General features: G+C 67.2%; 26 protein-coding genes. 15 read left to right on the top strand and 11 right to left on the bottom strand.

Annotation, left to right across the window (positions count from 1 at the left end; all coding sequences use genetic code 11):
• Window positions 1-17 precede the first annotated feature (17 nt).
• The 4 genes from M2299_RS17470 (at window position 18) to M2299_RS17455 (ending at window position 3,163) form a co-directional block, all read left to right on the top strand.
• Window positions 18-428: a DoxX family protein gene (locus M2299_RS17470; protein WP_280884747.1), complete on the top strand. Its 411-nt coding sequence runs from the start codon at window positions 18-20 to the stop codon at window positions 426-428.
• Between the two features lie 43 nt (window positions 429-471).
• Entirely contained in the window at window positions 472-1,281 is an 810-nt protein-coding gene (locus M2299_RS17465) for a class III extradiol ring-cleavage dioxygenase (RefSeq protein WP_105163356.1), read from the top strand.
• Complete coding sequence (locus tag M2299_RS17460; RefSeq protein WP_263291268.1) at window positions 1,278-1,409, top strand: hypothetical protein; 132 nt, start codon at window positions 1,278-1,280, stop codon at window positions 1,407-1,409. The genes M2299_RS17465 and M2299_RS17460 overlap by 4 nt, the downstream gene beginning before the upstream one ends.
• 110 nt (window positions 1,410-1,519) lie before the next feature.
• Window positions 1,520-3,163 carry a Na+/H+ antiporter gene (locus M2299_RS17455; protein WP_025878400.1) on the top strand — a complete coding sequence of 548 codons (1,644 nt, stop codon included), beginning with the start codon at window positions 1,520-1,522 and terminating at the stop codon, window positions 3,161-3,163.
• A gap of 69 nt (window positions 3,164-3,232) precedes the next feature.
• Here M2299_RS17455 and M2299_RS17450 read toward each other — a convergent pair whose 3' ends face one another.
• A complete protein-coding gene (locus M2299_RS17450; protein ID WP_025878401.1) occupies window positions 3,233-3,481 on the bottom strand; it encodes a DUF3297 family protein in 249 nt (82 codons plus the stop codon).
• Between the two features lie 90 nt (window positions 3,482-3,571).
• Between M2299_RS17450 and M2299_RS17445 the strand changes: the two genes are divergently transcribed.
• Window positions 3,572-4,114, top strand: coding sequence for a hypothetical protein (locus M2299_RS17445; protein WP_025878402.1), 543 nt, complete (start codon window positions 3,572-3,574; stop codon window positions 4,112-4,114).
• An 87-nt stretch (window positions 4,115-4,201) separates the two neighbouring features.
• On the opposite strand, the gene M2299_RS17440 is transcribed toward M2299_RS17445, so the two are convergent.
• The 5 genes from M2299_RS17440 to msrB form a co-directional block, all read right to left on the bottom strand.
• Window positions 4,202-4,477: a DUF4031 domain-containing protein gene (locus tag M2299_RS17440; RefSeq protein ID WP_025878403.1), complete on the bottom strand. Its 276-nt coding sequence runs from the start codon at window positions 4,475-4,477 to the stop codon at window positions 4,202-4,204.
• A 13-nt stretch (window positions 4,478-4,490) separates the two neighbouring features.
• Window positions 4,491-4,982, bottom strand: coding sequence for a hypothetical protein (locus M2299_RS17435; RefSeq protein WP_033830249.1), 492 nt, complete (start codon window positions 4,980-4,982; stop codon window positions 4,491-4,493).
• 134 nt (window positions 4,983-5,116) lie between these two features.
• Window positions 5,117-6,091 carry a flagellar motor protein MotB gene (gene motB / locus M2299_RS17430; RefSeq protein ID WP_280884746.1) on the bottom strand — a complete coding sequence of 325 codons (975 nt, stop codon included), beginning with the start codon at window positions 6,089-6,091 and terminating at the stop codon, window positions 5,117-5,119.
• A 3-nt stretch (window positions 6,092-6,094) separates the two neighbouring features.
• On the bottom strand, window positions 6,095-6,949 hold the full coding sequence (gene motA, locus M2299_RS17425) for a flagellar motor stator protein MotA (protein ID WP_012509934.1): 855 nt from the start codon (window positions 6,947-6,949) through the stop codon (window positions 6,095-6,097).
• 101 nt (window positions 6,950-7,050) lie between these two features.
• The gene (msrB, locus tag M2299_RS17420; protein ID WP_280884745.1) at window positions 7,051-7,518 is read right to left on the bottom strand and encodes a peptide-methionine (R)-S-oxide reductase MsrB; all 468 of its coding nucleotides are present in this window, start codon (window positions 7,516-7,518) and stop codon (window positions 7,051-7,053) included.
• A gap of 138 nt (window positions 7,519-7,656) precedes the next feature.
• Here msrB and M2299_RS17415 point away from each other — a divergent pair, with 138 nt between their 5' ends.
• The gene (locus tag M2299_RS17415; protein ID WP_280884744.1) at window positions 7,657-8,031 is read left to right on the top strand and encodes a classical arabinogalactan protein 4; all 375 of its coding nucleotides are present in this window, start codon (window positions 7,657-7,659) and stop codon (window positions 8,029-8,031) included.
• Between the two features lie 572 nt (window positions 8,032-8,603).
• Window positions 8,604-8,756, top strand: coding sequence for a hypothetical protein (locus M2299_RS17410; RefSeq protein ID WP_025878408.1), 153 nt, complete (start codon window positions 8,604-8,606; stop codon window positions 8,754-8,756).
• A 57-nt stretch (window positions 8,757-8,813) separates the two neighbouring features.
• Here M2299_RS17410 and M2299_RS17405 read toward each other — a convergent pair whose 3' ends face one another.
• Window positions 8,814-9,293: an AsnC family transcriptional regulator gene (locus M2299_RS17405; protein WP_025878409.1), complete on the bottom strand. Its 480-nt coding sequence runs from the start codon at window positions 9,291-9,293 to the stop codon at window positions 8,814-8,816.
• Between the two features lie 149 nt (window positions 9,294-9,442).
• On the opposite strand from M2299_RS17405, the gene M2299_RS17400 reads away from it, so the two are divergent.
• Both M2299_RS17400 and alr read left to right on the top strand, forming a co-directional pair.
• Window positions 9,443-10,747, top strand: coding sequence for a D-amino acid dehydrogenase (locus tag M2299_RS17400; protein ID WP_032976409.1), 1,305 nt, complete (start codon window positions 9,443-9,445; stop codon window positions 10,745-10,747).
• Entirely contained in the window at window positions 10,726-11,796 is a 1,071-nt protein-coding gene (gene alr, locus M2299_RS17395) for an alanine racemase (RefSeq protein WP_280884743.1), read from the top strand. Before M2299_RS17400 ends, alr begins: the two co-directional genes overlap by 22 nt.
• A gap of 296 nt (window positions 11,797-12,092) precedes the next feature.
• Here the strand turns inward: alr and M2299_RS17390 are convergent, their stop codons facing one another.
• Entirely contained in the window at window positions 12,093-12,659 is a 567-nt protein-coding gene (locus M2299_RS17390; protein WP_280884742.1) for a DUF3016 domain-containing protein, read from the bottom strand.
• Between the two features lie 249 nt (window positions 12,660-12,908).
• On the opposite strand from M2299_RS17390, the gene M2299_RS17385 reads away from it, so the two are divergent.
• Window positions 12,909-14,894 (top strand): ATP-binding protein, encoded by a 1,986-nt coding sequence (locus M2299_RS17385; RefSeq protein ID WP_235189957.1) that lies wholly within the window; start codon window positions 12,909-12,911, stop codon window positions 14,892-14,894.
• A gap of 44 nt (window positions 14,895-14,938) precedes the next feature.
• A complete protein-coding gene (locus M2299_RS17380; RefSeq protein ID WP_025878414.1) occupies window positions 14,939-15,229 on the top strand; it encodes a DUF3247 family protein in 291 nt (96 codons plus the stop codon).
• A gap of 162 nt (window positions 15,230-15,391) precedes the next feature.
• Here M2299_RS17380 and M2299_RS17375 read toward each other — a convergent pair whose 3' ends face one another.
• A complete protein-coding gene (locus tag M2299_RS17375) occupies window positions 15,392-15,655 on the bottom strand; it encodes a hypothetical protein (RefSeq protein ID WP_025878415.1) in 264 nt (87 codons plus the stop codon).
• Window positions 15,656-15,811: 156 nt separating this feature from the next.
• Between M2299_RS17375 and M2299_RS17370 the strand changes: the two genes are divergently transcribed.
• Genes M2299_RS17370 through M2299_RS17360 form a run of 3 tightly spaced genes read left to right on the top strand, consistent with a single transcriptional unit; the run spans window position 15,812 to window position 18,260 of the window.
• On the top strand, window positions 15,812-16,882 hold the full coding sequence (locus M2299_RS17370) for a class I SAM-dependent methyltransferase (RefSeq protein WP_099841836.1): 1,071 nt from the start codon (window positions 15,812-15,814) through the stop codon (window positions 16,880-16,882).
• Entirely contained in the window at window positions 16,879-17,580 is a 702-nt protein-coding gene (locus M2299_RS17365; protein ID WP_099782687.1) for a pseudouridine synthase, read from the top strand. The genes M2299_RS17370 and M2299_RS17365 overlap by 4 nt, the downstream gene beginning before the upstream one ends.
• The gene (locus M2299_RS17360) at window positions 17,577-18,260 is read left to right on the top strand and encodes an HAD family phosphatase (protein ID WP_033830258.1); all 684 of its coding nucleotides are present in this window, start codon (window positions 17,577-17,579) and stop codon (window positions 18,258-18,260) included. The genes M2299_RS17365 and M2299_RS17360 overlap by 4 nt, the downstream gene beginning before the upstream one ends.
• A gap of 202 nt (window positions 18,261-18,462) precedes the next feature.
• Here M2299_RS17360 and fabB read toward each other — a convergent pair whose 3' ends face one another.
• Together fabB and fabA are read right to left on the bottom strand one after the other, a co-directional pair.
• Window positions 18,463-19,671, bottom strand: a complete 1,209-nt coding sequence (gene fabB, locus M2299_RS17355) for a beta-ketoacyl-ACP synthase I (protein ID WP_025878419.1) — start codon at window positions 19,669-19,671, stop codon at window positions 18,463-18,465.
• Window positions 19,671-20,186, bottom strand: a complete 516-nt coding sequence (gene fabA, locus M2299_RS17350) for a 3-hydroxyacyl-[acyl-carrier-protein] dehydratase FabA (RefSeq protein WP_025878420.1) — start codon at window positions 20,184-20,186, stop codon at window positions 19,671-19,673. Before fabA ends, fabB begins: the two co-directional genes overlap by 1 nt.
• Before the next feature lie 191 nt (window positions 20,187-20,377).
• On the opposite strand from fabA, the gene dinB reads away from it, so the two are divergent.
• Entirely contained in the window at window positions 20,378-21,472 is a 1,095-nt protein-coding gene (gene dinB, locus M2299_RS17345; protein ID WP_280884741.1) for a DNA polymerase IV, read from the top strand.
• Window positions 21,473-21,637 lie beyond the last annotated feature (165 nt).

Here is a 21,637-nt window from a genome sequence, read left to right as displayed (position 1 = left end):
CCCTGCCGAGGTACCCCATGAACGCTACCGCCGCCCGCCTGTCCCCGCTCGCCCCGTACGCCGCGACCCTGCTGCGGTTGGCCCTGGGCGTGTTGTTCCTGGTCCATGCGCTGACCAAGCTGCTGGTGTTCACTCCGGCAGGTACCGCGGCCTTCTTCGAGTCGCTGGGCCTGCCCGGCGTGTTGGGCTACCTCACCATCGCCGTTGAACTGGCGATTTCCGCAGCGCTGCTGCTCGGCATCTACGCGCGCTGGATCGGCCTGCTCGGTGTGCCGCTGCTGCTGGGCACCATCGTGACGGTGCACGGCGCCAACGGTTTCAGCTTCGCCAATGCTGGCGGTGGCTGGGAATACCCGGCGTTCTGGGCGCTGGCCCTGGTCGTGCTGTTCCTGCTGGGCGATGGTCGCTGGACCCTGCGTTCGCGCTGAACGTCCCCCGGCCCGCTGCCTGTTCCTGTGATTGGAGAAGATCATGTCCCGCCTGCCTTCGCTGTACATCTCCCACGGCTCGCCGATGACCGCCCTGCATCCGGGCCAGGTCGGCGTGCGGCTGGCCGAGCTGGCCCGCGACCTGCCAACGCCGCGTGCGATCGTCATCGCCTCAGCGCATTGGCTGGCCCGGCAGCCGCTGGTCGGCAACCATCCGCAGCCGCCCACCCTCCACGATTTCGGCGGCTTCCCACGCGAACTGTTCGCGCTGCAGTACCCGGCGCCCGGTGATCCGGCGTTGGCTGAAGAGGTGGCGGGCCGCATCGCCGCCGCCGGCCTGCCGGTGGCACTCGATCCGCAACGTGGCCTCGACCACGGCGCGTGGGTGCCGCTGCGCCTGCTGCACCCGCAGGCCGACATCCCGGTGGTGCCGGTGTCGATCCAGCCGATGCTGGGCCCGCAGCATCAGTTCGCGCTGGGCCGTGCGCTGGCGCCGCTGCGCGAACAGGGCGTGCTGCTGATCGGTTCGGGCAGCATCACCCACAACCTGCACGATTGGGGCCACTATCAGGACGGCAAGCAAGCGCCCTACGTGCGCCCTTTCATCGACTGGGTGGAGCAGCGGCTGGCCGCCAATGACCGCGATGCCCTGTTCGACTACCGCCGACAGGCACCGTTTGCCGAGCGCGCGCATCCCACCGATGAGCATCTGCTGCCGCTGTACTTTGCGATGGGTGCGGCGGGGGAGGGGGGCTTCGGTGCCAAGCGCATCGATGCGGGTGTCGATGCCGGCTTCCTGGCGATGGACCTCTATCGCTTCGATGGTGAGGACCGCGCTCAGGACGCGGCATGACCCCACCGCTGCTGCCAGGGCTGGAACGCCCTGCACAAGGACGCGTGCAGGGCCGGTTGGCAGTGCTGCATGACGACGTGGCCAGCACGCCGGCCTCGACCGGGCGGCGCTTGCTGTCGCGGTCCTGACGCGCATTCAGATGGCTGGCCGCAGTGGCGGCCTGCTGTGTTAAGTTTTTTCCCGTCCCCCGGCGCACTCCGGTTTTTCCGGCCCCACGCGCCGCTCCTGTGGAAGAAGCATGCACACCATCGAAGTCGTCCTGGCGATGCTGGTGGCCGTTGTCGCCAGCGGTTACCTGGTTCGCGTCCTGCCATTCTCGTTGCCGCTGCCGCTGGTGCAGATCGGCCTCGGCGCGGTGATCGCCGGGGTATTCAACCGCGGCCATGCACTGGAACCGGAAGTGTTCTTCCTGCTGTTCCTGCCGCCACTGCTGTTCCTCGATGGCTGGCGCATTCCCAAGCAGGGCCTGTTCCGCGACAAGGGCGCGATCCTCGAACTGGCGTTCGGGCTGGTGGTGTTCACCGTGATCGGCGCGGGCCTGCTGATCCACTGGATGATTCCGGTGATGCCACTGGCGGTGTGTTTCGCGCTGGCCGCGATCGTGTCACCGACCGATCCTGTGGCGGTCGGCGCGATCGCTGCCAAGGCACCGATTCCCAAGCGCCTGATGCACATCCTGGAAGGCGAGTCACTGCTCAACGATGCCTCCGGCCTGGTCTGCTTCCGCTTCGCGGTAGCGGCGGTGATGACCGGTACCTTCTCGCTGGCGACCGCCTCGCTGACCTTCGTGTGGGTGGCGGTGGCCGGCCTGGCCGTCGGCGTGGCGGTCACCCTGGGCGTGTCCACGTTCCAGCGCTGGCTGTGGCGCCGTTTCGGCGAAGAGCCGGGCGCGGCGATGCTGGTCAACCTGCTGATCCCGTTCGCGGCGTACCTGCTGGCCGAAGAGATCAATGCTTCGGGCATCCTCGCTGCGGTCGCAGCGGGTATTTCGATGAGCTACGTGGAAATGACCGGCCGTGTCTCCGGCAGCATGCGCGTGCAGCGCGCCGGCGTCTGGAACATGCTGCAGTTCAGCTTCAACGGCATCATGTTCGTGCTGCTGGGCGAGCAGCTGCCGGGCATCGTCGAACGCGCCACCACCACCATGAACGAGAGCGGCCACCAGAGCGCGTGGTGGCTGCTGGTGTACGTGCTGGTGATCAACGCGACGCTGATCGCGCTGCGCCTGCTGTGGGTTTGGCTGTCGCTGCGCTGGAACCTGCTGCGTGCGCGTCGCCGCGGCCTGGAGCGTGGCGAGGCACCGAACTGGCGCATCGTGGTGGCCACCTCGGTGGCGGGTGTGCGTGGTGCGATCACCCTGGCCGGCGTGTTGACGCTGCCGTTGTTCCTGCCCGATGGCAGCCCGTTCCCGGCACGCGACCTGGTGATCTTCCTGGCTGCTGCGGTGATCCTGTGCTCGCTGGTCGGCGCCAGCGTGGCGCTGCCGCAGCTGTTGAAGGGCCTGCAGCTGCCGGCCGATTCGGGTGAGCGCAAGGAAGAGGATCTCGCCCGCAAGCTGTCCTCGAAGGCCGCGTTGGCGGGCGTGGAGCGCATGCGCCAGCAGCTGGTGCTGAACCAGAACACCGAGAACGTGCAGCTGTACAACGACGCCGCATCGCGGGTGAGCCTGCTGTATCAGCGGCATCTGGACCGCGACAACCCCGACGTGGACCCGGAGAAGGTGAACCGGATGGAGATGGGCTACCGCCAGCTGCGCAGCGCCGGCCTCAATGCCGAACGCGAGGAACTGTTCCGGCTGACCCGCCGCGGCGTGGTGTCGGACGAGATCGCACGGCGGCTGATCCGCAACCTCGACCTGCTGGAATCGCGCAAGCGCGAGTGACCGGTATGCCGATCGGGGTCAGATCCCTTTCCGCAGGAAAGGGATCTGACCCCGCCCCGGGACGGCCGGTTACTCCGGCTTCTGTTCCAGGAAATACGCCTCGACCTTGCCCTTGACCTTGATGGTCATCGGGTTGCCGCGACGGTCACGAGCCTTGCCGGCCTGCACGCGGATCCAGCCTTCGCTGACCGAGTATTCCTCGACGTTGTCGCGCTCGACATCGTTGAAGCGCACGCCGACGCCGCGCTCCAGGGCCTGCGCATCGTGGAAGGGGCTGGCCGGGTTGATCGCCAGGTGGTCGGGAGGGGTATCGCTCATCGCTTCATTCACAGTGACGGCCACCACGGCCGGCTTCAGCAGTACAGGATAAACCGTAGAATGCCCCCCTGCTCCCGAGGACGTTCCGCCATGCCTGACAACAGCGACTATTTCGACTTCGAGGAAGACGCCCACGATTTCGACGAGGACGATTTCGAGGCGCGGGTCTGGAACCTGCTCGTGCTGATCAACCCCGGTGACGAAGAGCTGGCCCTGCAGCAGTTCAACCGCTGGCGCGAGCATCTGTCCGAGGACGGCCAGCCGCTGGAAGCCGACAGCGACTGGCTGCCGGCGCTGTTCACGGCCATCGCCTGGCAGTCGGGCTTCGAGGTCGAGCGTGATGATTTCGATTCGCTGCAGTCGGCGGTGAACGAGCTGTCGGCGCGCTTCAACCTGCAGCTGGACTGGGGTGGCGACCTGGACGACGAGGATTTCGCCGCGGACCTGGATGGGGTGCAGCTGATGAGCACCGCCTTCGACCGCCTGCGCGAGCACAACTACACGCTGTGGAGCGTGGATGCCGGCAACGACGGCTTCAGTGGCTGGATGGCGCTGACCCGCGATGACGACGCCCTGCTGGCGCTGTGCTCGCTGCTGAACGTGGAAGTGCGCCTGGGCAGCGACCCGTTCTGAGATTCACCGGTCGCGCCGGGCCATGCCCGGCGGCTTCCCGCCGCGCTGCGCGCTCGCCGGGCGCGGCCCGGTGCCACCTGTACCAGCCTAGGGCTGGTACTGCGCCCTGGCGTTGGCGATCACCGCCTTCACCTGCGCCCGGTCCACATGCCGGGAAATGGCGACCGCACCCAGCGCGAGTGCCTGCGCACGCAGCTCGGCGGTGACATCGTAATGCGCCCCGCTGGCCTTGTTCTGGAAGGCCCGTGGAGGAATGCCGAGCTGCGCCGCCATCGCGTGCAACTCGGCCAGGGTATCGGCCATCAGGTGCGCCCAGCGCTGACCGCGCCAGGGATGCACCGCGTCATCGACGTAGACCGACACCGCCGCCGCCGGATCAGGCCTGCGGCTTGCCGTCGGCGTCGGCGGCCGGAGTGGCCTCGGCGTCGGCAGTGTCTGCAGCCGCTTCATCGGACGCTTCGCCTTCAGCGGCTGCATCTTCAGCCTGCTCGCTGGCGAACTCGGCCACCAGCTTGTCCAGGTATTCCTCGGCGGTCTGGCCCGCTTCTTCGGCCAGGGTGTCGAGCAGCTTCTGCATCAGCTCGGAATATTCCAGGGTGACCTTGCGGCCTTCGGCTTCCTGCACGTTGGACAGGTGCTTGAGCATGGCCAGCATCGGCACCGGGTTGTCGGCGTTGCCCATGGTCTGGCCGCCGATGGCCAGCAGCCACTCGCGGCCCTGCAGGCCGATGGCGGCCACGGCCTGGCCGTCCTCGTTGACCAGCACGGCATGGTTCTGCACCTGCTGCTGGGCGTTCAGACGGAGGAACGGACGCTTGGTCTGCTGCTTCTTGCGCTTGTCGCGCTTGGCCTTGGACAACTTGGACATGGGGGTGTGATCACCTGGAGTCGGAAAGACCGCCATTGTACTGGGTGCCGCGCTGCGCGCTCGCCGGGCATGGCCCGGCGCTACCCTGATGTGTCCGGATGCGCGCTCACCGGGCCATGCCCGGCGAAGACGGGTCAGGGGGCAGCGCCCTTTCCTACGGAACGGGATCCGACCCCGGCCTCACCCTGCGCGGCCTGCACGTCCGGGTCCACGGTGGTTGCCGACAGGCCTACCTGTGGCCCGGCGCCGGCCAGCGCAGCTTCCTCGGCGGCCTTGGTCATCACCACGATGCTGATGCGGCGGTTGATCGGGTTCTGCGGATCGGCCTTGTCAAACAGCACCGACGAAGACAAGCCGACCACGCGGGTGATCTTGCTGTCTTCCAGGCCGCCATCGATCAGCGCGCGGCGCGCGGCATTGGCGCGGTCGGCGCTCAGTTCCCAGTTGCCGTAACCGCGTGCGGCCGAATAGGCGGTGATGTCGGTGTGGCCGGTCAGGCTGATCCGGTTCGGCACGTGGTTCAGGTACTCGGCCAGTTCGTGCAAGATCTGCTGCGTGTACGGCTTCAGGGTGGCGCTGCCGAGGTCGAACATCGGCCGGTTCTGCTTGTCCACGATCTGGATGCGCAGGCCTTCCGGGGTCAGATCCAGCAGCAGCTGGTCCTTGAACGGTTCCAGCGCCTGGCTGCGGCTGATCGCTTCCTGCAGTTCCTTCATCAGCGCTTCCAGCTGCTGCTTGTCGCGCTGCTGCTCGTCCACCGGCTGCGGTATCGACTTCTGCTGGTTCTGGAAGGGATCGTTGCTGTTGCCGCGCGAAACATCGGTGGCGCCGCCGAGCTTGATCATCGAGGTGCTGGCACCGCCCGGCCCGGCCATGCCTGGCGCCGGCGTCGCGCTGGAGCCGACCAGCGGGCTGGGGTTGCGGAAGTACTCGGAAATGGCTGCGCGCTCGGGCTTGCTGGTGCTGGCCATCAGCCACAGCACCAGGAAGAAAGCCATCATCGCGGTCACGAAGTCGGCATAGGCCACCTTCCACGAACCGCCATGGTGGGCGGCGTGGCCGGCCTTCTTGACCCGGCGGACGATGACGGTGGGCTTGGTCTCGGCCATGGCTTACTTGACCGTCTTCAGGTGCTGCTCGAAGTCGGAGAACGCCGGGCGCACGTTCGACGGCAGCGTCTTGCGGGCGAACTCCAGCGCGATCTTCGGGTTGTAGCCGCGCAGGCAGGCCAGCAGGGCGGTCTTCACCGACTCGTAGATGCGGCTGTCCTGCTCGGCACGGGCTTCCATCGCCGAGGCCATCGGGCCGACGAAGCCATAGCCCAGCAGGATGCCGAGGAAGGTGCCGACCAGCGCGCCGGCCACATGGCCACCCACTTCGACGATGTCGCCGCCGATCGAGCCCATGGTGATGACGATGCCCAGCACTGCCGCCACGATGCCGAAACCGGGCAGGCCGTCGGCGACCTTGGTCAGCACCTGTGACGGCGCCATCGCTTCGGCGTGGTGCTTTTCCAGCTCCAGCTCCAGCAGCGGCTCCAGCTCATGCGGCTCGATGTTGCTGCCGATCATCAGGCGCAGGCAGTCGGTGATGAAGTCGATCAGGTGGTGGTCGGCCTGCACCTTCGGGTAGTTCCCGAACAGCGCGCTTTCGGCCGGGCGCTCGACGTGGTCTTCCAGCGCCATGAAGCCTTCACGGCGGGCCTTGTTGAGCAGTTCGTAGACCAGGCTGAGGACGTCGATGTAGTCCTGCTGCTTGTAGCGCGGGCCCTTGAACACGCCGACCATGGCCTGCAGCGTCTGCTTGACCGTTTTGGCCGGGGTGCCGACCAGGAACGCACCCAGCGCGGCACCGCCGATGATGACCAGTTCGTAGGGCTGCCACAGCGCCCCAAGGCGGCCGTGTGCGCCGAGGTAGCCGCCCAGCACGCTGATGATGACGACCAGGAATCCAACGATGATGAGCATGGCGCGACGCAAGGAGGGGGGATATCTCCTTGTCGGCCTGACACCGGTGTTTCTGAAGAGGGAATTCTGTGAAGTCGGTCAGCGGGGCCTTGCGGCGCGTGTCAGCCCGCCACGCCGGCCTCCGCGCCGCCACGCCGCAGCGGATCGGGCCACGGCTCGCCGTTGCCGGTGAATGAAAGTGAGACCGAGTTCAGGCAGTGGCGCTCGTAGGTGGGCGGCGGACCGTCCGGGAACACGTGCCCCAGATGGCTGCCACAGCGGGCGCAGGTGATCTCGGTGCGGACCATGCCATGGCTGGTGTCGCGGATCTCGCGCACGTGTGACGCGTCGAACGGGGCGAAGAAACTGGGCCAGCCGGTGCCCGAATCGAACTTGGTGCTGGAGCGGAACAAGGGCAGGGCGCACAGCCGGCAGCAGTAGACGCCCTCGCGCTTGTTGTCGAGGAATACCCCGCAGAACGGCGCCTCGGTGCCGTGCTGCAGCAGCACGCGGCGCTCCTCGGCGCTGAGCCCGGCAACCAGGGCGTCGGTCTGCGTGGCGGTGGGGGGCGTCAGATCGAAAGCGCTCATGCCGGCTCTCCGTGGGGTTGTGGCCTGGGATGCCAGCAGACGTGGGGGTGTCGGCACACGCTTGCAAGTGTGATGGCCGTTCATGGCCGGCACACACGGGCAGGCGCAGGGTAAGGCTGGCCCACCCTGGAGCGCGCGATGAAACCCCGCCTAGTCCTGTTGCTGTCGACCCTGGTGCCTCTGCTTGCCCAGGCGCAGGTTCCCACCGGCAGTCCGACCGCCACCCGCAGCAGCGCGACGGTGGCCCCGCCGCCTGTCGCCCCGCCACCGCAGGCGTCGCGCCCGCAGCCGCAGGTGCTGCCCTCGCCGCAGCCGGCACAGCCGATCCGATCGACCGGCCCGGCCCAGGTGACCCCCACGCCCGCGCCGGCGCTGCCGGACAAGGTCTACGACCGCAACGGCCGCATCGTTCCCGGCGTCAAACCGGTCGGCCCCAACCGCGTGTTCGACTCGCGCACCGGCCGCTACTACGACAGCGTACCGACCGGCGACGGCCAGCAGATCAAGCGCTGACCCCAGCGCCCGCAACCAATCGCGCAACCCAAAGAGAGCGCAGCGACCCGCTGTCGCTCTTTTTTTCTTTTCTTTTTCCGTGGCTGGCGCCCGCATGAACCTGTCCAAGGCCGGGCGGGTGGGCTGTGCAGGGGCGTAAGCGCCATGGGCCCGAGGCATGCCTCGGGCGGATTGGGCAGGACGCCCAACCCCGGTCTTGCCGTGTGCGCAGGACAGCGCACACGAGCAAGGCGCGCCCGAGCCTACAGGGGTGAGGGCGCTTTGCTTGCGAAGCACTGCTTCGCAAGCGCCCGAACGCACAGCCGCTAGCGGCTGGGCCGGTCTGGGGGTTCACGGCGTCCCCGCCTGATCCCACCCGCCCGGCCCACTCGCAGCACCGCACCCGGCCCCAGCCACGAGGGGCTCAGCCGTTGGCAGGAAACCCGCCACCCACATGAACGCCGGAAAACAGCCCCCGCCCTGCACACCCCGCATCACCCGTTTTTCGCCTGCGATTAACCGTGCCAGGACCACGGTGGACCTGCGCCGGCATCCCTGTCGTCGCGCTTCCCTCGTCCCCTTGGAATACGATCATGGCCAACCAGCAGAACCGTCATCCCGGCAAGGAACAGCAGGGCAAAACACCGCAGGAACAGCAGCGCCAGCAGCAACAGCAACAGCAGCCGAACGAGCAGCAGAAGAAGAATCCGCAACAGGGTTCCATGAAGAACCCCCAGCAGCGCTGATGCAGCCAGGGGCCAGAGCCCGCGTTGCGGGGTCTGGTCCCGCTGCCGCCGGTCGGTTCAATCCGGAATCGGCAGCGCCCAGGTCTCCTTGACCTCTTCCATCACGATGTAGCTCTTCGACTCACGCACATGTGGCAGGGTCAGCAGGGTGCTGCCCAGCAGCTTGCGATAGGACGCCATCTCGCTGATCCGTGCCTTCAGCAGGTAATCGAAATCGCCCGACACCAGATGGCATTCCAGCACGTTGGGCAGCTTCAGCGCTGAACGCCGGAACTCCTCGAAGATGTCGCCGGACTTGTAGGCCAGGCTGATCTCCACGAATACCAGCAGGCTTGCTTTCAGCGCGCTGGGGTCCAGGTGCGCGTGGTAGCCGGTGATCACCGCTTCGCGCTCCAGCCGGCGCACCCGCTCGGTGCACGGGGTGGTCGACAGGCCGACCCGTTCGCCCAGCTCGGTGAAGGAAATTCGGCCTTCGGCCTGCAGGATGCGCAGGATCTTGCGGTCGATCTTGTCCAGCTCGCGGGGACGGGTGGCCATGGGCGTCAAGCTCGGGGAATGAATCACAGGGAAATATCCTGATTGAATTGTTGAAATCAGGCAAATCATCTGGATACGGAAGAATATACTTCCCCGATTATGGCCCCTGCGCATGCAAATGCAGGGAATGATCGGGTTGGAGAATTCCCATGCGAGTCCTAGTCCTCGGCAGCGGCGTGATCGGCACCACCAGTGCCTGGTACCTGCGACAGGCCGGGTTTGAAGTCACCGTCGTCGACCGCCAGCCCGGTCCCGCGCTGGAAACCAGCTTCGCCAATGCCGGCCAGTTGTCCTTCGGCTACACCTCGCCGTGGGCTGCTCCGGGCGTGCCGAAGAAGGCCATCGGCTGGCTGTTCGAAAAGCACGCACCGCTGGCGATCAAGCCGGGCATGGACCTGGCCCAGTACCGCTGGCTGTGGCAGATGCTGCGCAACTGCACCCACGAGCGCTACGCGATCAACAAGGCGCGCATGGTGCGCATGTCCGAGTACAGCCGCGACTGCCTGAACGAGCTGCGTGCGCAGATCGGCATCGATTTCGAAGGGCGCGACCTGGGCACCACCCAGTTGTTCCGCACCCAGCAGCAGCTGGATGCATCGGCGCAGGACATCGAGATCCTGGCCCAGTACGGTGTGCCGTACGAAGTGCTGGATCGCGCCGGCATCATCAAGGCGGAGCCTGCGTTGGCCCACGTCGATGGCCTGGTGGGTGCGCTGCGCCTGCCGCGCGACCAGACCGGCGATTGCCAGCTGTTCACCCGCCGCTTGGCGCAGATGGCGGCCGAAGCGGGGGTCGAGTTCCGTTACGACCAGGACATCACCGGCGTGGAATCCGACGGCGACCGCATCACCGGCGTGCGCATCGGCGGCAAGCTGGAAACCGCAGACCGCTTCGTGGTCGCACTGGGCAGCTATTCGCCGGGACTGGTCGCGCCGCTGGGCATGCGCCTGCCGGTGTATCCGCTGAAGGGCTATTCGCTGACCCTGCCGATCACCGACCCGGCGATGGCGCCCACCTCGACCATCCTCGATGAGAGCTACAAGGTTGCGGTGACCCGCTTCGACAACCGCATCCGCGTCGGTGGCATGGCCGAGGTGGCCGGTTTCGACCTGTCGCTGTCGCCGCGCCGCCGCGAGACGCTGGAGCTGGTGGTGCGCGACCTGTACCCGAAGGGCGGTGACCTGGCCAAGGCCGAGTTCTGGACCGGCCTGCGCCCGGCCACGCCGGACGGCACGCCGGTGATCGGCGCCACGCCGTTCCGCAACCTGTTCCTCAACACCGGCCACGGCACGCTGGGTTGGACCATGGCCTGCGGCTCGGGCCGCTACCTGGCCGACCTGATGAGCGCGCGCCAGCCGCAGATCAGCACCGAAGGCCTGGATATCTTCCGCTACGGCCAGTACCGCCACGCCCCGCAACATGAGAACCGCACATGCGTCCTGCCCGCGCGCTGATCGACCTGGGCGCACTGCGCAGCAACTATCGCCTGGCCCGTGAACTGGGCGGTGGCAAGGCGCTGGCGATCCTCAAGGCCGACGCCTATGGCCACGGTGCGGTGCGCTGTGCGCAGGCACTGGAAGGCGAGGCCGACGGCTTTGGCGTGGCCACCATCGAAGAAGCGCTGGAACTGCGCCAGGCCGGCATCCGTGCGCCGATCCTGCTGCTGGAAGGCATCTTCGAGCCCAGCGAAATGGCGCTGGTGGCCGAGCATGACCTGTGGTTCTCGGTCGGTTCGCCGTGGCAGCTGGAAGCGCTGGTCGCGTTCGACAGCACGCGGCCGCTGACGGTGTGGCTGAAGCTGGACAGCGGCATGCACCGGCTGGGCCTGGACGTTCCTGGTTTCCGCACCGCGCACGCGCGTCTGTCTGCACTGCCGCAGGTGGCGCGCATCGTGATGATGACCCACCTGGCGCGCGCCGATGAACTGGACAGCGAGCGTACCCGTGAGCAGGCCGCGACCTTCGTCGAGGCCATCGATGGTCTTGAAGGCGAGACCAGCATCTGCAATTCGCCGGCGCTGCTGGGCTGGCCGGACGTGCGCAGTGACTGGGTGCGCCCGGGCCTGATGCTGTACGGCGCCAATCCGCTGCCGGACAACAGTGAACTCACCGCGCGCCTGTGCCCGGTGATGACGATGCAGTCCAAGGTGTTCGCCGAGCGCTGGATCGAAGCCGGCGAGCCGGTCGGCTACGGTGCGCGCTTCGTGGCCAAGGCGCGCACACGCGTGGGCGTGGTCGCACTGGGCTATGCCGATGGTTATCCGCAGTTCGCCCCCAATGGCACGCCGGTGCTGATCGATGGCCAACCCGGTGGGCTGATCGGCCGCGTGTCGATGGACATGCTGACCGTGGACCTGACCGCGCATGCGCAGGCCGGTGTCGGCAGCGTGGTGGAACTGTGGGGTACGGCGCCGACGCTGTCCGAGCTGGCGCCGCGCTGCGGTGTCAGTGCCTACCAGCTGCCGTGCGGCGTCAAGCGCGTGGCACGCGTCTACCAGGACTGACCGGCTCTGGTAGCTGCCGACCTTGGTCGGCGCTGTGGCTGCGTGTCGACCAAGGTCGACACCTACCGGATCGGATCAGCGCTGCGCACGGCTCTGGTAGCTGCCGACCTTGGTCGGCGCTGTGAATGCGTGTCGACCAAGGTCGACACCTACCGGATCGGATCAGCGCTGCGCACGGCTCTGGTAGCTGCCGACCTTGGTCGGCGCTGTGGCTGCGTGTCGACCAAGGTCGACACCTACCGGATCGGATCAAACCCTGGTCGGCGCTGTGAATGCGTGTCGACCAAGGTCGACACCTACCGGGCAGCGGTAACGCGTGAGGTCAGCTGGCGCTTCACCCAGTCATCGATCAGCCGCTTTTCATAGCGCAGCGGATCGGTATCGCTCTTCAGGCCGATGTTGTGCAGGTAGCCGCTGTCGCTCAGGCGGGCGTCGCCTTCATCGATGATGCGCCCGCTGGCGTCCTTCAGCGTGTACTGCAGGGTGATCCGCGGCGGGTAGATGTCGCGCATGATCCGGATGTCGCGGCCACGCGGGCCGTGCCAGGGCTCGTAGTCGCCTGCGCGCTTGACGTCCACCAGGGTCACCTCCAGCGTCTGCCCGGCCTGCAGGGGCTTGGCGGCGCTGGTCTGCACGTAGCGTGCCAGCTGCTGCACCCAGTCCCCGCGTTCGGCCTCGAAGCGGTTGGTGCTCTGGCGGATCTCGGTGAATTGCGCCGGATCATTCCATTGCACGCTGACCGGGCCATCGGCCTGTAGTGCGCGCGGCGCATCGGGCGCGGTTACCGTCCGCGGCGCGGCGGCCACGCTGCCCAGGGCAAGCATGCCGGCCAGCAGCAGGGCGGTTGAAAGCGAACCTTTCATGGCAGTCTCCTGCGTCCCCGAAGCGGGGAGGATGATGATCTTGGATCGAGTGTGATCCCGCCGCGGGGCCGCAGCAATGGCCAGTAGCGTCAAATGCGTCAACAGTTGCCGCCAATTCATGGTCGTCAACCCTGACTGACGGCGCTTGACGCTGTGAATACGCACTCTGGAAGATGCTGTACCTCCATCCGGTCTTTTCCTCCCACGCCCTTGTCCACACTGCCGCCCCTCGTGGAGCGCTCACCCTTGATGGTGCCGACGCCCGAAACCGACCTGCACCATGGCGTGCTTGAGCGCATCCACGCAGGTTTCTGTGTGATCCAGGTGCTGTTCGATGGCGACGAGGCGATCGACTACCGCTTCCTCGAGGTCAACGATGCCTTCGAGCGCCACACCGGCCTGAAGGATGCCTGTGGCAAGCGCATGAGCACGCTGGAGCCACATCACGAAGGCGACTGGTTCCGTATTTATGGCGAAGTGGCGCGGACCGGGCGACCGGCCCAGTTCGAAATGGATGCCCGTGCCCTCGGGCGCACGTTCGCGGTGGATGCCGTTCGGGTTGGCCAGCCGGGCGAGGACAAGGTCGGCATCCTGTTCTTCGACGTGACCGCGCGCAAGCAGATGGAAGTGGAACTGGGCGAGAGCGAGGCCCGTTTCAGTGCGTTGGCCGATGGCCTGCCGATGCCGGTGTGGGTGCTGGACGAGCGCGGTCACGCCCGCTTCGTCAACAGCGCCTTCAGCGAGTTCTTCGGCGGCGACGAGAACCGGGTGCCGGAAGATGTCTGGCGCGGCCTGGTGCATCCCGACGATGCGTCGGTATTTGAGTACGAACTGCAGGAAGCACTGAAGGCGCAGCGTTCGATGCATGCGTTGGTGCGTGCCCGTCGTGCCGATGGGCAGTGGCGCTGGCTGGAAATGAACGCACGTCCGCGCTTCTCGCGGATGGGCCGTTTCATCGGCCTGGCCGGCAGCAGCCCGGATGTCACCGAGCGCCGCGAGATCGAACTGGCGCGCGAGGAACTGCTGCAGTCCGAGCGTGCCGCGCGCAGTGCGGCCGAAAACATGGCGCGGCTGAAGGATGAATTCCTGGCCACGCTGTCGCACGAGCTGCGCACGCCGCTGACCACGATCCTGGGCTGGAGTGAACTGCTGCTGCAGCGCGTGGATTCCACCAGCCCGCTGTACAAGGGCCTGGGCGTGATAGCCAACAGCGCGACCGCGCAGAAGCGGTTGATCTCGGACATGCTCGACCTCAGCAGCATGCTGCTGGGCAAGGTGCAGCTGGAAGTGGAAGTGCTGGACCTGCGCGACCAGTTGAACGAAGCGATGGGCGCACAGGAGCTGGTGGCCGAGGGCAAGGCGCTGGACGTCACCCTGCAGCTGCCGGCACAGCCCTGCCAGGTGCTGGGCGATGCCACCCGGCTGCAGCAGGTGTTCTGGAACCTGTTGTCCAACGCGATCAAGTTCACCCCGGCCGAAGGCCGCATCGACGTGCAGCTGCAGGCCGATGGCAACTATTGGACGATCACCGTGCGCGATACCGGCGACGGCATCGCGCCGGAGTTCCTGAACCATCTGTTCAGCCGCTTCCGCCAGGCCGACGGCACCACCACCCGCCGCCATGGCGGTCTGGGCCTGGGCCTGGCCATCGTGCAGCAGTTGGTCGAGCTGCACGGCGGTTCGGTCAGCGCGGCCAGCGATGGCCACGGTCACGGCTCCACCTTCACCGTGCGCCTGCCGCAGCATCTGCCCGATGCCGAACGGCGTCCGCTGCGCGAGGTCGTCAGCGGTCCTATCCTGGAACCGATGGTGGTCGAACCGTACCCGCTGCGCGGCCTGCATGTGCTGGCGGTGGAAGACCAGCCAGAAGTGCTGGAGTACCTGCGGCGCATGCTGGAAGAGCAGGGCGCGAGCGTGTCCGCCGCCAGTTCGGCGGGCGAAGCGCTGGCGCTGCTGGCCGACAATGGCCACCTGCAGTACCAGGTGCTGCTGACCGACATCGGCATGCCGGGCATGGATGGCTATGGCCTGGTAAGCACGTTGCGGCAGGACCTGGGCGTAGACGCGGCAGCGCTGCCGGCGGTGGCGGTGACTGCGCTGGCGCGTGCCGATGACCGTCGCCGTGCGTTGGCCTCTGGCTTCCAGGAGCATGTGGCCAAGCCGTATTCGGTGGCCCAGCTGGTGGGTGTGGTGCGGCGCGTGCAGGCCACGCGCGGGGACAACCTGCTGCACTGAGCATTCACGGACGATCGGCGACCCTGCAGTTCAGGAGGTCGCCGATGTCCCGTATTGCTCCCCGTATCCATACTGATTCCGCGCAGATCGCGCGCCTGGAAGCCCTGTTGCCGCAGTTGCAGGGGGAAACCGAGGTGCAGCTGACCCTGCACGATGGCCGACGCCTGCTGGGCACGGTTGCGGTGCAGCCGACGCTGCAGCAGTACCGCAACGACGCCGGCGACGAAGGCAGCAACGGCCAGCTGCGGCTGGACGATCTTGATGCGCCGGTGCAGCAGCATCACGTGTGGCTGGATGAAATCGCCAGCATCCGCAGGTTGCCGCCGAGGCTCTGACGGCAACTGCAGATGGCTGCATCCACGCATGGCGTGGATCTACTGTAGAGCCACGCCACGCGTGGCCGCGGTGATCATTCGAACAGTAGAGCCACGCCATGCGTGGCTGCGATGGTCAACGTTCGAACAGGCGTAGAGCCACGCCACGCGTGGCTGCGGTGGTCAATGTTCGAACAGCGTTGCCGTCGCTTCGAACCTGCGCGCATACGCGCGCTCCTCGGCTACCCGGGTTACTTCATCGTCTGCCAGATCCGGCGCGCCATAGACGGCGTAGGCCACGCTGCCATCGGCGCCGTGGCCAACCTGGTGCAGGCGGTAGCGGGAATGGCCGCCGCCGGTGTCCTCCGGGTAATGCACGGGGGGATGGCTGCCTTCCAGGTCCATTTCACTGTTGTCGACAACACCTCCGACGAACAAGGCACGCATGCAGGATCTCCAGGGGTTGCGGGGGAGCTTCTACCCTGAACGCTGGCATGTTGCTGCGGCATCAAGGCAACGTTGAAGTTTCGCAAAGCGGCGGCCGGGGCCGGGGCGGACAAGCCGGTACAATGGACGGCCCTCACGCTTCCAGTACCCGCGCCGATGGCATCCAGCGACGACGCCCCCCTGCAGACCCTGTTCCTGCCGTTCTCCAGCGGCGCCCTGCGCTGGCCGGAGGGCCCGGTGGCCTTCCTGCGCGCCCGTGACGGCTGGCCACTGCGCGAGCAGGCCGGCGGCCGCCAGGTGGATTGCGAGCAGAGCTTCGCCCCGTTCGCGCAGCCGCTGCAGCAGGCCACTGGCTGGACCGTCAGCGGGCAGCTGGATGATGTTGCCGGCCGCGGGCGTTACCCGCTGGTGCTGGTGCTGCCGCCGCGCCAGCGCGAGGAAGCCCGCGCGCTGTTCGCCCGCGCCCTGGCGCTGGTCGCCGAGGGTGGCCGCATCGTGGCCTGCCAGCACAACAACGAAGGTGCCCGCTCCGGCGAAGGCGACCTCAAGCAGCTGGCCGGCCTCGGCGGCAGCCTGACCAAGAACCACTGCCGCGTGTTCTGGACCGCTCCGCTGCAGGGCCAGCACGATGTGGACGTAGCCAAGCGCTGGGGCGCGCTGGACGCGGTGCGGCCGATCGTCGGCGGCCGTTTCCTCAGCCGTCCGGGCGTGTTCGCCTGGGACCGCATCGACCCGGCGTCGGCCCTGCTGGCCGAGCATCTGCCGGCCGACCTGGCCGGGCGTGCAGCTGACCTCGGTGCCGGTTACGGCTACCTGTCGCGTGAACTGCTGGAGCGCTGCCCGAAGATCACCGCGCTGGACCTGTACGAGGCCGAGAAGCGAGCGCTGGACCTGGCCGAACTCAATCTGGCACCGCCACCGCGCCCCGTGCCGCTGCGCTTCCTGTGGCGCGACGTCACCGCCGGTATCGAGCCGGACTACGACGTCATCATCAGCAACCCGCCGTTCCACACGCCCTCGCGTGCGGATCGCCCGGACATCGGCCAGCGCTTCATCGCCGTGGCCGCGCAGGCGCTGCGCCCGGGTGGGCGCCTGTATGTGGTGGCCAACCGCCACCTGCCCTACGAGTACACGCTCAACGAGAGCTTCGGCGCGGTGCGCGTGGTTGCCGAGCGCGATGGCTTCAAGCTGGTCGAAGCGGTGAAGGGCAAGGGGAAGGGCCGGTGAAGCTGGTCAAGCACATCGCCAACCTCGGCTACGGCAGCCGCAAGCAGGTGCAGTGGATGTTCCGCGAAGGCCGCGTTACCGACGCCGACGGCGAGGTGCTGTACGCCGACGACCAGGTGCCGCATGAAGCGGTGCGGGTCGACGGCGAGCCACTGGACCCGCCGGTGGGCCTGTCGCTGGCGATGTACAAGCCGGCCGGCTACACCTGTTCGACCAAGGACAAGGGCCGCCTGATCTACGACCTGCTGCCGCCGCGCTTCCGCGACCGCGACCCGGTGCTGTCCACCGTCGGCCGTCTGGACCGTGAGACCAGCGGCCTGTTGCTGCTGACCGACGACGGCAACCTGCTGCATCGGATCATTTCGCCGAAGTCGAAGCTGCCCAAGGTCTACGAAGTGGAGCTGGCCGAAGACCTGCGTGGTGACGAGGTGGCGCTGTTTGCCAGCGGCGCGTTGATGCTGGAAGCGGAGAAGACGCCCCTGCTGCCGGCTGAACTGCAGGTGCTGGGGCCGCGCAAGGCGCGCCTGGTACTGCACGAAGGCCGCTACCATCAGGTACGCCGCATGTTCGCTGCCGCAGGCAACCATGTGCAGGCACTGCATCGCAGCCGTGTTGGTGGCCTGGACCTGCAGGGACTGGCCGAAGGGCAATGGCGGCTGCTGACCTCCACCGATCTGGATACGTTGTTCGCTCCATGACTTCCATCGCTGCGCTGCCGTTCCTGCCCGACGCCGTCATCTTCGACATGGACGGCCTGATGATCGACAGCGAGCGTGTGTCGCTTGCATGCTGGAGCGAGGCGGCGGAGGAATTCGGCCTGCCCCTGGATGCCAGCTTCTTCGTGCGCATGGTCGGCCTTGGCGACCGCGACAGCCAGGCGCTGCTGCGCCAGCAGGGCATCGAAGACAGCATGATCGAGGCCATGGCCGCGCGTTGCCATGATCTGTACGAGGAGCGCACGCAGACCGGGCTGCCGCTGCGGCCGGGCATCCTGGAACTGCTGGAGTTGTTGAAGTCGCACGCGGTGCCGCGCGCGGTGGCGACCACCACGCGGCAGCCGCGGGCCAACCGCAAGCTGGCTGCAGCCGGACTGCTGCCGTACTTCGATGCGGTGATCACCAGTGGCGATGTGGCGCGGCCGAAGCCGGCGCCGGACATCTACCTGCTGGCCGCGCAGCGGCTGGGACAGGCGCCGGAACGTTGCCTGGCGCTGGAGGATTCGCCGGCGGGAACCCGTGCCGCGCTGGCCGCCGGCATGACCGTGATCCAGGTACCGGACTTGGTGCATCCCGATGAAGAACTGCGCGCGCTCGGCCACCGCATCGTCGGCTCGCTGGTGGACGCGCACGCCTTGCTGCTGCCGTTGTTGCCGAGGTAACGGTGGGGGATTGTGGGTGCCGACCGTTGGTCGGCACGCTTCACCGCTCTCGCCGGGCATGGCCCGGCGCTACCGCCCTGGTGGGTGCCACCTTGAACCTGGTGGGTGCCGACCGTTGGCCGGCACGCTTCACCGCTCTCGCCGGGCATGGCCCGGCGCTACCGCTCTGGTAGGTGCCAACCTTGGTTGGCACGCTTTCAGATCACACTCTGCCGAACACCAGCGCCGCGTTGGTGCCACCGAAGCCGAAGCTGTTGGACATCACCGTATCCAGCTTCTGCTCGCGGCTTTCGCGCAGGATCGGGAAGCCTTCCACCCTCGGGTCCAGCTCGCCGATGTTGGCCGAACCGGCCACGAAGCCATCGCGCATCATCAGCAGGCAGTAGATCGCTTCATGCACGCTGGCGGCGCCCAGCGAATGGCCCGACAGCGCCTTGGTCGAGGACAGCGGCGGAATCGCATCGCCGAACACCTCGCGGATCGCACCCAGCTCGGTCACATCGCCCAGCGGGGTCGAGGTGCCGTGGGTGTTGAGGTAATCCAGCGGACGGTCGACGTTCTGCAGCGCCATCTTCATGCAGCGCACGGCGCCTTCGCCGGACGGCGCGACCATGTCGGCGCCATCGGAGGTCACGCCATAGCCGATCAGCTCGGCATGGATGTGCGCACCACGTGCCACCGCGTGGTCGTAGTCCTCCAGCACCAGCATGCCGCCACCGCCGGCGATGACGAAGCCATCGCGGTCCTTGTCATACGGGCGCGAGGCGCTGGCGGGGGTGTCGTTGAAGCTGGTGGACAGTGCGCCCATCGCATCGAACATCACGCTCATCGACCAGTGCAGGTCTTCACCGCCGCCGGCGAACATGATGTCCTGCGCGCCGTGGCGGATGAGGTCGGCAGCCGCACCGATGCAGTGCGCCGAGGTCGCGCAGGCGGCCGACAGCGAGTAGCTGACGCCCTTGATCTGGAATGCGGTGGCCAGGCAGGCCGACACGGTCGAGCACATCGTGCGCGGCACCATGTACGGACCCACCTTGCGCACGCCACGGCTGCGCAGCAGATCCACCGCACCCACCTGCCATTCGCTGGAGCCACCGCCGGAACCGGCGATCAGGCCGGTGCGCAGGCCGCTGACCTGTTCCGGGGTCAGGCCCGCATCGGTGATGGCATCGGCCATCGCCAGGTAGGCGAAGGCAGCGGCATCGCTCATGAAGCGCTTCTGCTTGCGGTCGATCAGCGCATCCAGATCGAGGTCGACGCGACCGCCGACCTGGCTGCGCAGGCCGGCTTCGGCGTGGTCGGCCAGCGCGGTGATGCCGGCGCGGCTTTCACGCAGGGCGGCCGAAACGGTATCCAGATCATTGCCGAGGCAGGAGGTGATGCCCATGCCGGTGATGACGACGCGACGCATCAGAAGCTCCCGGTTTCGGTGAACAGGCCCACGCGCAGGTCGCGGGCGTTGTAGATCTCGCGGTCGTCCACGTACATGCGTGCGTCGGACTGGGCCATCACCAGCTTGCGGTTGATGACGCGGCTGATGTCGATCTCGTAGCGCACCAGTTTGGCGTCGGGCAGCACCTGGCCTGTGAACTTCACTTCGCCGCAGCCCAGGGCGCGGCCCTTGCCGGGGGCACCCAGCCAGGTCAGGAAGAAGCCGGTCAGCTGCCACATGGCATCCAGGCCCAGGCAGCCGGGCATCACCGGGTCGCCGATGAAGTGGCAGCCGAAGAACCACAGGTCCGGGCGGATATCCAGTTCGGCGCGTACCATGCCCTTGCCATGCGGTCCGCCGTCCTCGCGGATTTCGGTGATGCGGTCGAACATCAGCATCGGGTCGTTGGGCAACCGGCCGGCGGCAGCGCCGAACAGTTCACCGCGTGCGCTGGCCAGCAGCTGGTCGCGGTTGAACGCGTGGAGACGAGTCATGGAAAGCGCAATCCTGGAAGCGAAAACAAGGCAACGAGTTCCCGAGGATGCACGACGGATCAGGCGGATATCAAACCGCGTCTCCGTACGCGTGCGTAGTGTTTTCAGCTGAAACCACGCATCCCGTTGATGCACAACGACCATACTTCGGCGTCTGGACCGGTACGGTGCGGGTATCATGTGGGCCAACCATGAACGCACTGCGCAAGATCATCCACGTCGACATGGACGCCTTCTACGCGTCGGTGGAGCAGCGTGACGATCCGTCACTGCGCGGCAAGCCGGTGGTGGTGGCATGGCGTGGTGCGCGTTCAGTGGTGTGTGCCGCTTCGTACGAGGCGCGCGTGTTCGGCGTGCGTTCGGCGATGCCGGCACTGCGCGCCGAGCGCCTGTGCCCGGACGCGGTCTTCGTGCCACCGGACTTCGCGCGTTACAAGGCGGTATCGCGCCACGTGCGCGAGATCTTCCTGCGCCATACCGACCTGGTCGAGCCGCTGTCCTTGGACGAGGCCTACCTGGACGTGACCGAGCCGAAGAGTGGCATCGAACTGGCCACCGACATCGCCCGCACCATCCGCGCGCAGATCCGCGAGGAAACCAACCTGACCGCTTCAGCCGGGATCGCGCCGAACAAGTTCCTGGCCAAGATCGCCTCGGACTGGCGCAAGCCCGACGGCCAGTTCGTGATTCCGCCGCAGCGGGTGGACGCATTCCTGCTGCCGCTGCCGGTGAACCGCGTGCCCGGCGTGGGCAAGGTGATGGAAGGCAAGCTGGCGGCGCGCGGCATCGTCACCTGCGGCGACCTGCGGCAATGGACGCTGCCGGACCTGGAAGACGCCTTCGGCAGCTTCGGGCGCAGCCTGTACAACCGCGCACGTGGTGTCGACGAGCGGCCGGTGGAGCCTGACCAGCAGGTGCAGTCGATCTCTTCGGAGGACACCTTCGCCGAGGACCTGCTGCTGGAAGACCTGAGCGAGGCGATCGTGCAGCTGGCCGGGAAGACCTGGCAGGCCACGCGCAAGACCGAACGCATCGGCCACACCGTGGTGCTGAAACTGAAGACCGCGCAGTTCCGCATCCTCACCCGCAGCTTCACCCCCGAACGCCCGCCCGAGTCGATGGAAGAACTGCGCGACATCGCACTTTCATTGCGCGCCCGCGTAGATCTACCCGCCGACACCCGCTATCGGCTGGTCGGCGTCGGCCTCGGCGGTTTCCGCGAAAAGGAAGCCGTGGTGCAGGGCGAATTGTTCGAGCACGCAACGAACGATTCCCCACTTACCTGATACATGTGTCGACCAAGGTCGACACCTACCAACAGCAGCACAGAACGCCGTTCCGACAGTTCGCGGAAATCTGTCGAAGGCGGGGTGGGTCCGGTTGCGGGGGTGTCCGCGGCATGGATGCCGCGGCCAAGCCCCCATGGACGGGTTTACGGCGTCCCCCGCAAC

It is taken from the genome of Stenotrophomonas sp. 1278 (assembly GCF_029892765.1).
GTDB lineage: Bacteria > Pseudomonadota > Gammaproteobacteria > Xanthomonadales > Xanthomonadaceae > Stenotrophomonas > Stenotrophomonas indicatrix.
Note: the sequence above shows the minus strand (reverse complement) of the source record. Positions and strands in the feature narration are given on the sequence as shown.

Bases quoted from the DNA above. Each gene is read 5' to 3' on its own strand.
- M2299_RS17470 (WP_280884747.1), top strand. From the start codon at position 18: ATGAACGCTACCGCCGCCCGCCTGTCCCCGCTCGCCCCGTACGCCGCG.
- M2299_RS17465 (WP_105163356.1), top strand. From the start codon at position 472: ATGTCCCGCCTGCCTTCGCTGTACATCTCCCACGGCTCGCCGATGACC.
- M2299_RS17460 (WP_263291268.1), top strand. From the start codon at position 1,278: ATGACCCCACCGCTGCTGCCAGGGCTGGAACGCCCTGCACAAGGACGC.
- M2299_RS17455 (WP_025878400.1), top strand. From the start codon at position 1,520: ATGCACACCATCGAAGTCGTCCTGGCGATGCTGGTGGCCGTTGTCGCC.
- M2299_RS17450 (WP_025878401.1), bottom strand. From the start codon at position 3,481: ATGAGCGATACCCCTCCCGACCACCTGGCGATCAACCCGGCCAGCCCC.
- M2299_RS17445 (WP_025878402.1), top strand. From the start codon at position 3,572: ATGCCTGACAACAGCGACTATTTCGACTTCGAGGAAGACGCCCACGAT.
- M2299_RS17435 (WP_033830249.1), bottom strand. From the start codon at position 4,982: ATGTCCAAGTTGTCCAAGGCCAAGCGCGACAAGCGCAAGAAGCAGCAG.
- motB (WP_280884746.1), bottom strand. From the start codon at position 6,091: ATGGCCGAGACCAAGCCCACCGTCATCGTCCGCCGGGTCAAGAAGGCC.
- motA (WP_012509934.1), bottom strand. From the start codon at position 6,949: ATGCTCATCATCGTTGGATTCCTGGTCGTCATCATCAGCGTGCTGGGC.
- msrB (WP_280884745.1), bottom strand. From the start codon at position 7,518: ATGAGCGCTTTCGATCTGACGCCCCCCACCGCCACGCAGACCGACGCC.
- M2299_RS17415 (WP_280884744.1), top strand. From the start codon at position 7,657: ATGAAACCCCGCCTAGTCCTGTTGCTGTCGACCCTGGTGCCTCTGCTT.
- M2299_RS17410 (WP_025878408.1), top strand. From the start codon at position 8,604: ATGGCCAACCAGCAGAACCGTCATCCCGGCAAGGAACAGCAGGGCAAA.
- M2299_RS17405 (WP_025878409.1), bottom strand. From the start codon at position 9,293: ATGGCCACCCGTCCCCGCGAGCTGGACAAGATCGACCGCAAGATCCTG.
- M2299_RS17400 (WP_032976409.1), top strand. From the start codon at position 9,443: ATGCGAGTCCTAGTCCTCGGCAGCGGCGTGATCGGCACCACCAGTGCC.
- alr (WP_280884743.1), top strand. From the start codon at position 10,726: ATGCGTCCTGCCCGCGCGCTGATCGACCTGGGCGCACTGCGCAGCAAC.
- M2299_RS17390 (WP_280884742.1), bottom strand. From the start codon at position 12,659: ATGAAAGGTTCGCTTTCAACCGCCCTGCTGCTGGCCGGCATGCTTGCC.
- M2299_RS17385 (WP_235189957.1), top strand. From the start codon at position 12,909: ATGGTGCCGACGCCCGAAACCGACCTGCACCATGGCGTGCTTGAGCGC.
- M2299_RS17380 (WP_025878414.1), top strand. From the start codon at position 14,939: ATGTCCCGTATTGCTCCCCGTATCCATACTGATTCCGCGCAGATCGCG.
- M2299_RS17375 (WP_025878415.1), bottom strand. From the start codon at position 15,655: ATGCGTGCCTTGTTCGTCGGAGGTGTTGTCGACAACAGTGAAATGGAC.
- M2299_RS17370 (WP_099841836.1), top strand. From the start codon at position 15,812: ATGGCATCCAGCGACGACGCCCCCCTGCAGACCCTGTTCCTGCCGTTC.
- M2299_RS17360 (WP_033830258.1), top strand. From the start codon at position 17,577: ATGACTTCCATCGCTGCGCTGCCGTTCCTGCCCGACGCCGTCATCTTC.
- fabB (WP_025878419.1), bottom strand. From the start codon at position 19,671: ATGCGTCGCGTCGTCATCACCGGCATGGGCATCACCTCCTGCCTCGGC.
- fabA (WP_025878420.1), bottom strand. From the start codon at position 20,186: ATGACTCGTCTCCACGCGTTCAACCGCGACCAGCTGCTGGCCAGCGCA.
- dinB (WP_280884741.1), top strand. From the start codon at position 20,378: ATGAACGCACTGCGCAAGATCATCCACGTCGACATGGACGCCTTCTAC.